The sequence below is a fragment of the Mycobacterium sp. NGS68 genome (assembly GCF_059812195.1).
The window spans coordinates 190,723-203,625 of the sequence record NZ_JCALCE010000010.1; the positions used below are offsets into that span (position 1 = coordinate 190,723).

The window sequence follows — 12,903 nt, forward strand, 5'->3', positions numbered from 1 at the left end:
TTCAGGGGGATCTGGGGAATGCTGATCGATCCCGAGAAGCCGATCAGACCCTGGTGATCACCCCGCCAGAAAAAGCCGTTGCTGTAGCTGCCCGAGATGAAGGCGCCGGTGTCGACATTGCCGGAGTTCGCAATGCCGGTGTTGTAGTTTCCGCTGTTGAAGAAGCCGGTGTTGTGGCTGCCGGGGTTGAAGCTGCCCGTGTTGGTGCTGCCCACGTTGTAGCTGCCGGTGTTGTAGTTGCCCGCATTGCCGGTGCCGGTATTCGCGATGCCCGAGTTGAACAGGCCCAGGTTGGTGCTGCCGGTGTTGCCGATGCCGGTGTTGTAGCTGCCCGAGTTGCCGAAGCCCCAGTTTCCGGTGCCCGAGTTACCGATCCCGATGTTTCCGGTGCCAGAGTTGAACAGCCCGATGTTGCCGGTGCCCGAGTTCCAGCCGCCGAACCCCGTCTGATTGTTGCCGGTGAGCCCGATGCCAAGGTTTCCGTTGCCGCTGTTGCCGAAGCCGAAGTTCCCGCTGCCCGTGTTGCCGAAGCCGATGTTGTTGCTGCCGACGTTCCCCAGGCCGACGTTCGCGGTGGCCAGGGTGGCCGCGATGGATGCCGACGCCTGCGCCGGCACGCGTGTCAGCCCCTGCAGCAGCGTGGTGAACGGCGTCAATGCCGAGGCCACCGCCGACGAGTCGGCGTAATAACCGAACATCGCGGCGACGTCCTGGGCCCACATCTGTTCGTAGACGGCCTCGGCGGCGGCGATCGCAGGGGCGTTCTGGCCGAACAGGTTCGTCCCCACCAGTCGCACCAGCTGCATCCGATTGGCCCCGACGATCTCGGGATGCACCGTCGCCGCCAGCGCGGCCTCGAACGCCCCCGCCAGCGTGCGGGCCTGCGTGGCCGCCTGCTCGGCCTCCGCCGTCGCCGCGGTCAACCACCCGGCGTAGGGGGCCGCCGCGGCGACCATCGCCTGCGACGCCGGGCCCTGCCACGGCCCACCGACCAGTCCCGAGACCGTCGACTCGAATGAGCTCGCCGCGGAACCCAACTCCGTTGCCAGTTGGTCCCACGCCGTCGCCGCGGCCAGCGTGGGACCCGAGCCCGCCCCGGTGAACATCCTTGCTGAGTTGATTTCCGGCGCCAATACCGAAAAGTTCATCGTCACGGCCCTTCCACGGGTGTCCTTTTGGTGGCCGCCCGTCAATTACCAGCCGCCGAAAACCGGTGACGGCTGGGCCTTGAGCCCTCGATGCGGTAGCGCAAGACGATACGACTGTAGCCTTAAAAGGTCACGGCCTTTATTGAAACGTTATCTTAGCGTTATATTAATGAGATATTAGCGCGCGAGTATTGTCCACATTTTTTACATCGCGATCCCTGGGTAGTTGACGATCAATTGAGCGTCCAAATCCTTGGCGCGGTGGCTCGCTGACCCGCGCCCACTCGTCCAGTGGTCGGCGTCCGGTCGCTGGCGCACGGACGGCCGAGGTCCCGCGACAACACGTCATGTCCCAGGACACCCGCAAACAACGTTTAAGCTCGTGTTTTCTGTACTAGCGTACGGTTTTGGACACCGCGGAGGCCGGCGGCCGGCCCGTGATGGGGGTAGCCCGCCCGGCATGTCCCCGCCCGCGCACCGTCGTGAGTCGCCGCCTCGTCCGGCCCAATTACAGGGCTCATAAATTGTTAACAAAGCTTAGGTAATTTTCCTGACCCGCGGCTGTCGGTCGGGCGAGTTATGGTGATTCGTCAAAGCCGCTTGTAAAGATATTTGACACACCATCGGCCGAAGATCACAGTTATATAACGATATTAATGCGCCGTTCCGACCGTACGTTACGTTGCACGCGGAATTAATAGACTCCACCCCTACTCGAAAGAGGGCAGGGCCAGTTATGCGGCACGATAATCGCGCACGACCTCGCCACCTGCCGAGCCGCCCACGTCGTTATTGACGGTCTGTCAGGGCCGCATCGTGAGAGTGAGACGTAGATGTCGTTTGTGATCGCTTTGCCGGAGCTGTTGACGGCGACCACGGCCGATTTGGCTGCCCTTGGATCCGGCCTGAGCGCGGCGAACGCCGCGGCGGGCCCGGCGACCACCGTCATCGTCGCTGCGGCCCGGGACGAGGTGTCGGAGGCCGTCACCGCGCTGTTTCACCGGCAGGCCGCGGACTACCAGGTGGCAGCCGCGCGGGCCACGACGATCTACGAGCAGTTCGTCCAGAACCTGGGTGCCGGCGCCAAGTCGTACGCGGCGGCCGAAGCCTCGAATGTGGAACAACTTCTGCTCGGCGTGGTGAATGCTCCCGCCGAGTCGCTGCTGGGGCGTCCGCTGGTCGGCCCGGGCACCGACGGCGCACCGGGTCAGGCTGGTGGACCCGGCGGGTTGCTGTTCGGCCGCGGCGGCAACGGCGGTGCCGGGTTGCCGGGCCAGGCCGGCGGGGCCGGCGGGGACGCGGGGCTATTCGGCGCCGGCGGGGCCGGTGGCGTAGGTGGAATCGGCGGGGGCAGCGGTGGCAATGGCGGTGCGGGCGGATGGATCGCCGGCGCGGGCGGGGTCGGCGGAGCCGGCGGCGTCGGCGGCGGCACCGGTGGTACCGGCGGGGTCGGCGGCCTGTTCGGTGCCGGCGGGGTCGGCGGCGTCGGCGGTGCGGGCACGGCGGGCGCCGCAGGGGGAATGGGTGAATCAGGCGGACACGGCGGCACCGGTGGCGCCGGAGGGCTGTTCACCAACGGTGGTGCCGGCGGCGCCGGCGGTATCGGCGGCATGGGCGGGATCGGTTCGACCGGTCCGGTGGACCAAGCCGGCGGTCTCGGCGGTACCGGCGGCCTCGGCGGTGACGGCGGGGCCGGGGGTCGGGCCCCGCTGCTGATCGGCCACGGCGGCGCCGGCGGCGTCGGCGGGGCTGGTGGCACGGGCGGGACCGGCGGGAGTGGCGGCGACGGTGTGGCGCCCGGTGCCGGTGGCACGGGTGGTACCGGCGGCACCGCGGGCCAGGGCGGTGCCGGGGGCGCGGGGCAGACGTTCACCGCCGCGGGCGTGGCGGGCGGCGCGGGCGCGGGCGGTACCGGCGGGATCGGCGGGACCGGCGGCAAGGGCGCGGCGGGCGTCGCCGGCGTTGCGGGCACCGGCGCCGCCGGAGGCACCGGCATCGCGGGCGGTCAGGGTGGTCAGGGCGGCCAGGGTGGGGCCGCCGTGCCCGGCGGTGCGGCAGGAAACGGCGGCGTCGGCGGGACCGGCGGCACGGGCGGCAGCGGTGGGGACGGCGCTTCGGGCGTCGCGGCTGGCGGCGCGGGCGGCGCGGGCGGCACCGGGGGAGCCGGCGGCGTGGCGGGCGCCGGCGGCCTTTCCGGCGGCACCGGAGGCCACGCGGGCGGACTGGGCGTGGGCGGCACCGGCGGAGCCGGCGGTAACGGCGGAGACGCCACGGCCGCGCCCGACGCAGCCGCGGGCAGCGGTGCCGCGGGTACACCGGGCTTTACGGGCGGGGCCGGGGGCACCGGCGGGGCCGCCGGCGGCAGCGGAGGAACCGGCGGCAACGGCGGAAACGGGGGCGCAGGCGGGACGGGCGGCAGCGGCGGTTCGGGTCTGGCTGGCGGCAGCGCGGGCGGAGCCGGCGCGATAGGCGGCGCCGGAGGCGCGGCGGGTGCCGGCGGCGCCGGCGGACCGGGCGGCCATGCGGGCGCGGCGGGCGCCGGCGGGCGCGGCGGTAACGGCGGCGATGGCGGAGACGCCACCACTGCCCCCAGCGCCGCGGCGGGTAGCGGCGCCGCGGGCACGCCGGGCTTCGCGGGCGGGGCCGGTGGGGCTGGTGGAGCGGGTGGCGCGGCGGCGGTGGGCGCGACGACGGGCGGGGGCATCGGCGGCAACGGGGGGAACGGCGGTAACGGCGGTCTCGGCGGGGACGGCGGTTCGGGCACAGCCGCCGGCAGCGCCGGCGGGCAGGGCGGCGTGGGTGGTAACGGCGGCGCGCCCGGCGCCGCGGGTCTGTCCGGCGGCGCCGGCGGACACGCGGGCAACCAGGGCAACGGCGGCAACGGCGGCGATGGCGGTAACGGCGGCAAGGCCACCGCCGCTCCCGACGCCGCGCCGGGCACCGGCCTCGCCGGTACGCAGGGCTTCGCGGGCGGCGCCGGCGGTGGCGGCGGTGCCGGCGGTGCCCACGGCGGCAACGGTGGCCAGGGCGGGGACGGCGGACACGGTGGCGATGGCGGCTACGGCGGTTCGGGCCTGGCCACTGGCAGCGCGGGTGGCGCCGGCGGAAACGGCGGCGCGGGCGGCGCCGCGGGCGCCGCCGGTGCCGCAGGTTCGGGCGGGCACGCGGGCACCGCGGGCCTCGGCGGCGACGGCGGCAACGGCGGCAATGGTGGGGCGGCGACGGCCGCCGCCAACGGTGCGGCGGGCAGTGGTGCCGCGGGTACCGCCGGCTTCGCGGGCGGGCGCGGCGGCGCGGGCGGTGCCGGCGGCGCCCCAGGCGTGCCCGGGGGCACCGGCGGCGGGGATGGCGGAAACGGCGGAAACGGAGGGGCCGGCGGGGCCGGCGGCATGGGCGGATCCGGCGTCGCCGGGGTGGCCGGTATCAGCAACGGCGCCGGCGGTGCGGGTGGCGCCGGCGGCGCCGGCGGATCAGGTGGCCAGGCCGGCGGAGCCGGTGTTGCGGGCAGTTCCGATGCCGCAGCCGGCAAGGCGGGCGTCGGGGGCAACGGCGGACGCGGTGGCGTCGGCGGCAACGGTGGGACCGGCGCCGCCAGCGTCGCGGGCAGCGGCAACGTCGGCGGCGCCGGCGGAAGCGGTGGTGTCGGTGGTGCGGGCGGCGTCGGCGGCGCACCGGCCGTCCTCGGCGGGACTGGCGGCGGCGACGGCGGAAACGGCGGGTTCGGCGGAAACGGCGGCAACGGCGGGACGGGCGCGGCCGGGGTGATCGGCGGCGCGCAGGCCGCCAACGGCGGTGTAGGCGGCACCGGCGGAAAGGCCGGCCTCGGCGGTGCCGCCGGGGGCTCCTTCGGGCTCGCGGGATTCGCGGGCACCGGCGGCACGGGCGGTGTCGGCGGAAACGGCGGCGCGGGCACACCCGGTGCCAGCGGCCTCGCAGGCAGCGGGGTCGTCGGCGGTCAGGGCATGACCGGCGGAACCGGCGGCGCCGGCGGCGCCGGCGGGGCGCCCGCGGTGCCCGGTGCCACCGGCGGCGGCAACGGGGGAAACGGCGGGAACGGTGGCACCGGCGGCGTCGGCGGCACCGGCGCCGACGGTCTCGCGGGCTTCGCCGGCGCTGCTAACGGCGGCATCGGCGGCAACGGCGGGACCGCCGGTCTCGGCGGCGCCGCCGGCAGCTCGACGGCCCTCGCTGGTGGTGCGGGTGTCGGCGGCGCAGGCGGCACGGGCGGTAACGGTGGCACCGGCACGGCCGGGATCGCCGGTGGCGCCGGGCTCGACGGCGGCAACGGTGGCAACGGCGCCGGCGGCGGCGCCGGCGGCAACGGAGCGGCACCCGTCACCAGCGGGGCCGTCGGCGGAAACGCGGGAATGGGCGGCAATGGCGGCCTCGGCGGTGTCGGTGGGACCGGCGGCGTCGGCGTCAGCGGCAACAACAGCGGCACCGGCGGCACCGGCGGTGTCGGCGGGAACGGCGGTCAGGCCGGCGTGGCCGGCGTCGCCGGGGCGGGCGGCAGTACGGCCACTGCGGGCGCCGGCGGCAATGGCGGTGCCGGCGGTGCGGGCGGGACGGGTGCGGCAGGCGTGACGGGTGTCAACAACGGTGCCGGCGGCACCGGGGGTGGCGGCGGTGCCGGCGGTCAAGCCGGGGGATCGACCGGGGTGGTGGGGACCGGCGGCTCCGGGGGCAACGGTGGCACCGGCGGCGCCGGTGCGGCGGGCACGGCCGGCGCGGGCAACGGGGTGGCCGGCACCGACGGCGGTGTCGGCGGCGCGGGCGGCTCCGGCGGCCAGGGCGGCGCGCCCGCGGCCGGCGCCGTGACGGGCGGCGGCACCGGTGGCAACGGCGGGGCCGGCGGGACCGGTGGCGTCGGCGGAAAGGGCGGCGCGGGTGCCGCCGGCGTCAACGACGGCGCCGGCGGGCAAGGCGGCAACGGCGGCGGCGGCGGCCAGGCCGGTGGGGCCGGGCTTTCCGGCGGAGCCGGGGGCAGCCTCGGCAACGTGGGAAGTGGCGGCACCGGCGGTGCCGGCGGCGGCGGCGGGAATGGTGCCGCGGGCGGCAATGGTGCCCCCGACAGCGGTGCTACCGGCACTCCCGGGGGCGTCGGCGGGGCCGGTGGTCAGGGCGGCCAGGGCGGCGCGACCGCTCTCGGCGCCCCGACCGGCGGCGGAAGCGGCGGGGCCGGTGGCAACGGCGGCACGGGTGGCGTCGGCGGGAACGGCGGCAATGGCGTCCTCAGCGTCAACAGCGGCGTCGGCGGGGGCGGTGGGCAAGGCGGCGCGGGCGGTCAGGCCGGCGCGGCCGGGCTGTCGGGCGGGGCTGGCGGCGCTGCCGGCGCCGTGGGTACCGGCGGCACCGGCGGAAATGGCGGAACAGGCGGCACGGGCGTCGCCGGAGCGGCGGGTCCCACGGGCGGTGCTGCGGGCATCGGCGGCGGCGCCGGCGGGGAGGGCGGTCAGGGTGGTCAGGGCGGCGCGCCCGCGGTCGGCGCCGCGACGGGCGGCGGCACCGGAGGCAACGGCGGCGCCGGCGGTACGGGTGGCGTCGGCGGCAAGGGCGCCACGGGCGTCGCCACATTCAACAGCGGGGCCGGCGGCGACGGCGGACAAGGCGGGCGCGGTGGACAAGCCGGCGCGGCCGGACTCTCCGGCGGGGCCGGCGGCGGCGCGGGCAGCGTGGGCACCGGCGGGACCGGTGGGGCCGGCGGAGGAGGCGGCACCGGGGCCGTCGGAGGCGCCGGCGGGTCCGGCACCGGGGTTGCCGGCAGCATCGGCGGCACCGGGGGTGCCGGCGGGCACGGCGGACAAGGCGGCGCGCCGGCCGTCGGCGCCACCACCGGCGGCGGCAGCGGCGGCAGTGGCGGCAGTGGCGGCACCGGTGGTCTCGGCGGCGCGGGCGGTTCGGGCGTGGTCGGCAGCGGTACCGGCGGCACCGGCGGTGCCGGTGGCACCGGCGGAACGGGCGGGACCGCCGGCCAGGGTGGTGCCGCGGGTGGCACCGGCGGCAGCGCGGGCAGCGCGGGCACCGGTGGCACCGGCGGGAACGGCGGAGCGGGGGGCACCGGCGCGGTCGGCGCCAACGGCGCCGCCAATACCGGCCTCGCGGGCAGCACCGGTGGTGTCGGCGGGCTCGGCGGGCAGGGCGGCCAGGGCGGTGCGCTCGCTGCCGGCGCCACCACGGGCGGCGGAAACGGCGGCGACGGCGGCGTCGGTGGTGGTGGCGGCACCGGCGGCACCGGCGGCAGCGGCAATGCGGGTGTCAACCTCGGGAAGGGCGGCAGCGGCGGCGACGGCGGTCAGGGTGGTCAGGCCGGCGCCGCGGGGCTCGCCGGCGGTACCGGCGGCACCACGGGCGGTGTGGGTACGGGCGGAGCCGGAGGCGGCGGCGGCACCGGCGGCGCCGGCGTCACCGGGGCGAGCGGCGCCGCCAACAGCGGAGCCGGCGGCGGAAACGGCGGGGCCGGCGGAAACGGCGGCAACGGCGGCAAGGGCGGCGCACCAGCGACCGGCTTCACGACCGGCGGCGGAAACGGCGGAAACGGCGGCGCGGCCGGCGGCGGCGGCGGGGGCGGCAACGGCGGCTCGGGCGTCAACGGGGGCGGAACCGGCGGAGCCGGCGGCGTCGGCGGCAACGGTGGCAACGGCGGGACCGGTGGGGAGGCCGGGAGCGCCGATGCCAGCGCCGGCGGCCTGGGCGCCGCCGGGAGCGGCGGGGCCGGCGGGTCAGGCGGCACCGGCGGGACGGGCGCGTCGGGGGTGAACCCCGGAGCCGTCAACCCACAGAACGGGCGGGCGACCGACGGGCAGGACAACTCGGCCAACGACAGCCACCCCGGCATCTCCGGCGGAAACGGCACCAACGCCGGCGGCTACGGACAGACCGGCGGCAACGGCGGCCAGGGCGGCTACGACGGCCGAACCGCAGGCATGGGTGACGCGTACGGCGGCAGCGGCGGAAGCGGCGGCAGCGGCGGGTACCAGGGCAACGGCGGTAACGGCGGTCAGGGTGGCACCGCGTCCCAAGACTCGTCAATTCCCCCGGAGACCGCCACCGGCGGCGTCGGCGGCAGAGGCGGTGACGGCGGGTACGGCGCAAACGGCGGAAACGGCGGCGCCGGCGGCTCGGTCTTCAGCGCCGGCCTCAGCGATATCTTCCCCGGCAACGGCGGCAATGGCGGCAGCGGCGGCGCCGGAGGCGGCAACGGCGGTAACGGCGGCAACAGCGGCTACGCCACGGCGGGCGCCAATTCCGGTGACCCCAGCTACGGCAGCACTGGCGGCACTGGCGGCAGCGGCGGCCAGGGGACCACTGGCGGTACCGGAGGTCTGGGCGGCGCAGGAGGCGCCGGCGGCAACGCCGGATACGGCTCCGGTGACGCGACCGGCGGCCTCGGCGGTGCCGGCGGGACCGGCGGGTCGGGTGGTGCCGGCGCGACCGGTGGCAGTGGTGGCGCCGGCGGTAATGGCAACGCCTTCAGCGGCGGCTATGGCGGCAACGGCGGTAGCGGGGGCAAGGGCGGCACCGGCGGTACCGGTGGAACGGGCGGCAACGGCGGCCAGGGCGGCTTGGGCGTGAACGGCACCTCTGCCGGCGCCGCCGACGGCGGTGCCGCCGGCGTGGGCGGTGGCGGCGGCTTCGGTGGTGGTGGCGGGGCCGGCGGGGCAGCCGGCGTCGGCTTCAACGCGGGAAGCTTCACCTTTGCGCATGACGGCGTGGCCGGTGGCGTCGGCGCCACTGGTGACACCGGTGGCTCCGGCGGTTCGGGGTCTGCGGGCGCCCACGGCTGAGCCACACCGGGGCGGCCGCGCTTCGCTGTGACCGCCGCCACACCGGCAGGTATCAGGCCTGCCTCGGCGCATTCGCTGTCGGCGAGTTTGCTGACGGTCGCTCGGCCGCGTCGGCCGCATGCCGACGCGCCAAAGTTGTCGGTGGCCACTGGTAGACAGTGCGACATGTCGTTGATACCGGATGTTGTGACCTGCGACACGCCGGACGACACGCGACACACGGCTTACGACCAGGGAATTTCAGAAATGTTATTCAGAACATCTTGTATCTCGACAACTTGTCACCCACTAGGTGTAGTGTTTGGCAGCACCGGCAGAACCCAGGAACACCACGTCAGCCAGGCTGGTGGACCTCCCGGAATCGGCTTGATCGTCTCGAACCAGGACATTCGGACTGACAGCCGTAGGACGGGAATTCGGGCGCTCGACGGGACGCTGAATACAGCACAGACGTACCAACCCCAGTAGTTGCCAGTTCGTGTCAAGCACTCCATCTTCCGCAAAGGAGCGGCATCGCCATGAGCATCACCGTCTACACCAAGCCCGCATGCGTGCAGTGCAGCGCCACCTACAAAGCGCTGGACAAGCAGGGCATCGCCTACGACACGGTCGACATCAGCCTGGACCCGGAGGCGCGGGACTACGTCATGGCGCTGGGCTACCTGCAGGCACCCGTCGTGGTTGCCGGCGACGACCACTGGTCGGGCTTTCGTCCGGACCGCATCAAGGCGCTCACCGCGGCGGTCCTGACCGCGTAATCGCGCGAGGATTCAGTAAGGAGGTTGCGGCGCCATGAATATAGAGGCCATCGCGGGACGCAACCTGGATCGGATGAGTGGCGACCCGCTGCGCCCGGCTGCGCCGCGCTTGCGATCGTCACTCGTCTACTTCTCGTCGGTGTCGGAGAACACCCACCGCTTCGTGCAGAAGCTGGGTGTTCCCGCCACGCGGATACCGCTGCACGGCCGCATCGAGGTCGACGAGCCGTACGTGCTGATACTGCCCACGTACGGCGGCGGGCGGGCCACCCCGAACATCAATGACGGGGGCTACGTCCCCAAGCAGGTCATCGCCTTTTTGAACAACGAGCACAACCGGTCGTTGATCCGCGGCGTCATCGCCGCGGGCAACAACAACTTCGGCACCGAATTCGCCTACGCGGGCAACGTGATCTCCGCCAAGTGTGGCGTGCCGTACCTCTACCGCTTCGAACTGATGGGTACTCCGGACGACGTGGACGCCGTTCGCGCAGGTCTCGCTAATTTTTGGGCTGAATTCTGGAAGGAACAGACGTGCCACCAACCGTCACTGCAGAGCCTGTAACCGTCCACGCTCCCGGCGGGCAGGACGAGACGGACTACCACGCGCTCAACGCGCGGCTGAACCTGTACGACGCGGACGGCAAGATCCAGTTCGAGAAGGACCGGCAAGCCGCCCACCAGTACTTCCTGCAGCACGTCAACCAGAACACCGTCTTCTTCCACAACCAGGACGAGAAGCTCGACTACCTGATCCAGAAGAACTACTACGAGCGTGAGGTCCTCGACCAGTACTCGCGCAACTTCGTCAAGACGCTGCTGGACCGCGCCTACGCCAAGAAGTTCCGGTTCCCGACGTTCCTCGGCGCGTTCAAGTACTACACCTCCTACACGCTGAAGACCTTCGACGGGAAGCGCTACCTGGAGCGCTTCGAGGACCGGGTCGTGATGGTGTCGCTGACGCTCGCCGCCGGTGACACCGCGCTGGCGGAGAAGCTGGTCGACGAGATCATCGAAGGCCGGTTCCAGCCGGCCACTCCGACGTTTCTGAATTCTGGGAAAAAGCAACGGGGAGAGCCAGTTTCGTGCTTTCTCCTGCGCATCGAGGACAACATGGAGTCCATCGGCCGCTCGATCAACTCCGCGCTGCAGCTGTCCAAGCGCGGTGGGGGAGTCGCGCTGCTGCTGAGCAACATTCGCGAGCACGGCGCGCCGATCAAGAACATCGAGAACCAGAGCTCCGGCGTCATCCCGATCATGAAGCTGCTCGAGGACTCGTTCTCTTACGCCAACCAGCTGGGCGCGCGTCAGGGCGCCGGGGCGGTCTACCTCAACGCCCACCACCCCGACATCTACCGCTTCCTGGACACCAAGCGGGAGAACGCCGACGAGAAGATCCGAATCAAGACGCTGAGCCTGGGCGTGGTGATCCCCGACATCACCTTCGAGTTGGCGAAGAAGAACGACGACATGTACCTGTTCTCGCCGTACGACGTCGAGCGGGTCTACGGCCTGCCGTTCGCCGACATCTCGGTGACCGAGAAGTACTACGAAATGGTCGACGACGCGCGCATCCGCAAGACCAAGATCAAGGCACGCGAGTTCTTCCAGACGCTGGCCGAGCTGCAGTTCGAGTCGGGCTACCCGTACATCATGTTCGAGGACACGGTGAACCGGGCCAACCCCATCGAGGGCAAGATCACCCACTCCAACCTGTGCTCGGAGATCCTGCAGGTATCCACACCGTCGCTGTTCAACGACGACCTGTCCTACGCCAAAGTGGGCAAGGACATCTCGTGCAACCTGGGATCGCTGAACATCGCCAAAACGATGGACTCGCCGGACTTCGCCCAGACCATCGAGGTGGCGATCCGCGCGCTGACCGCGGTGAGCGACCAGACCCACATCACGTCGGTGCCGTCGATCGAGCAGGGCAACAACGACTCGCACGCTATCGGGCTCGGGCAGATGAACCTGCACGGCTACCTGGCCCGTGAGGGTGTCTTCTATGGCTCCGAAGAAGGCATCGACTTCACCAACATCTACTTCTATGCGGTGCTGTATCACGCGCTGCGGGCGTCGAACCGCATCGCGATCGAGCGCGGCACGCACTTCAAGGGCTTCGAAAAGTCCAAGTACGCGTCGGGTGAGTTCTTCGACAAGTACACCGACCAGGTGTGGGAGCCGCAGACCGAGAAGGTGCGTCAGTTGTTCGCCGACGCGGACATCCGCATCCCGACGCAGGACGACTGGAAGCGGCTCAAGGAATCGGTGCAGCAGCACGGCATCTACAACCAGAACCTGCAAGCGGTGCCGCCGACGGGGTCGATCTCCTACATCAACCACTCGACGAGCTCGATCCACCCGATCGTGTCGAAGGTCGAGATCCGCAAGGAAGGCAAGATCGGCCGCGTCTACTACCCGGCGCCGTACATGACCAACGAGAACCTGGAGTACTACCAGGATGCCTACGAGATCGGCTACGAGAAGATCATCGACACCTACGCGGCGGCCACGCAGCACGTGGACCAGGGGCTGAGTCTGACGCTGTTCTTCAAGGACACCGCCACCACCCGCGACGTGAACAAGGCGCAGATCTACGCGTGGCGTAAGGGCATCAAGACGCTGTACTACATCCGGCTGCGGCAGATGGCGCTCGAAGGCACCGAGGTCGAGGGCTGCGTGTCCTGCATGCTCTGACGAGAGGGATCAAACCGCCTACGCGGCGGTCGAGTCCATCCAGAAGATCTGCCAGGAGTGGCCGTCGGGGTCGTCGTAGCTGCGGCCGTACATGAAGCCGTGGTCCTCGGTGTCCCCGGCCGTGCCACCGACAGCGATGGCGCGGTCCACCAACACATCGACGTCGTCTCGACTGTCGACGCTCAGGCAGACGACGCATTCCTTCACCTTCGAGGCGTCCGCGGTGTCGACGGGGTGGAAAGAGTCGAAGAAATCCGTCTGCGTCAGCATGGCGAACTGGTTCTCGCCGAGCCGCACTGCGAGGGCTTTTTCGTCGCAGAACTCCTCGTTGAAGGTGTAGCCGAGGTCGGTGAAGAACGTCCGCGTTCGCTCGATGTCGGCGACGGGCAGGTTCACGAAGATGGTGGTGTGCAACTCTGGCTCCTGTGATCCGCGGCGCCCATCATGGGCCGCCGTCACAGGGTTGGACCGGGCGCGTCGCCGGAAGTCATCGTGGCGAATCCGCGCCGCCGA

The 12,903-nt window shown here is 72.5% G+C and carries 5 protein-coding genes and 1 pseudogene; 4 read left to right on the forward strand and 2 right to left on the reverse strand.

Annotated elements, in window-relative coordinates; translation table 11 throughout:
* Nucleotides 1-14: 14 nt before the first annotated feature.
* Nucleotides 15-1,148: pseudogene (locus tag AC5Y5V_RS13815) on the reverse strand (PPE family protein); the annotation flags it as partial.
* 833 nt (nucleotides 1,149-1,981) lie between these two features.
* Between AC5Y5V_RS13815 and AC5Y5V_RS13820 the strand changes: the two are divergent.
* The 4 genes from AC5Y5V_RS13820 to nrdE all read left to right on the forward strand — a co-directional run bounded on the left by AC5Y5V_RS13820 (nucleotide 1,982) and on the right by nrdE (nucleotide 12,390).
* Nucleotides 1,982-8,932 carry a PE family protein gene (locus AC5Y5V_RS13820; RefSeq protein WP_499935814.1) on the forward strand — a complete coding sequence of 2,317 codons (6,951 nt, stop codon included), beginning with the start codon at nucleotides 1,982-1,984 and terminating at the stop codon, nucleotides 8,930-8,932.
* Nucleotides 8,933-9,450: 518 nt separating this feature from the next.
* Nucleotides 9,451-9,690, forward strand: coding sequence for a redoxin NrdH (locus tag AC5Y5V_RS13825; protein ID WP_499935816.1), 240 nt, complete (start codon nucleotides 9,451-9,453; stop codon nucleotides 9,688-9,690).
* A gap of 73 nt (nucleotides 9,691-9,763) precedes the next feature.
* Nucleotides 9,764-10,255: a class Ib ribonucleoside-diphosphate reductase assembly flavoprotein NrdI gene (gene nrdI / locus AC5Y5V_RS13830; RefSeq protein ID WP_499935896.1), complete on the forward strand. Its 492-nt coding sequence runs from the start codon at nucleotides 9,764-9,766 to the stop codon at nucleotides 10,253-10,255.
* Nucleotides 10,225-12,390, forward strand: a complete 2,166-nt coding sequence (nrdE, locus tag AC5Y5V_RS13835) for a class 1b ribonucleoside-diphosphate reductase subunit alpha (protein WP_499935818.1) — start codon at nucleotides 10,225-10,227, stop codon at nucleotides 12,388-12,390. The genes nrdI and nrdE overlap by 31 nt, the downstream gene beginning before the upstream one ends.
* A gap of 18 nt (nucleotides 12,391-12,408) precedes the next feature.
* Here the strand turns inward: nrdE and AC5Y5V_RS13840 are convergent, their stop codons facing one another.
* Nucleotides 12,409-12,804 (reverse strand): VOC family protein, encoded by a 396-nt coding sequence (locus tag AC5Y5V_RS13840; protein ID WP_499935819.1) that lies wholly within the window; start codon nucleotides 12,802-12,804, stop codon nucleotides 12,409-12,411.
* Nucleotides 12,805-12,903 lie beyond the last annotated feature (99 nt).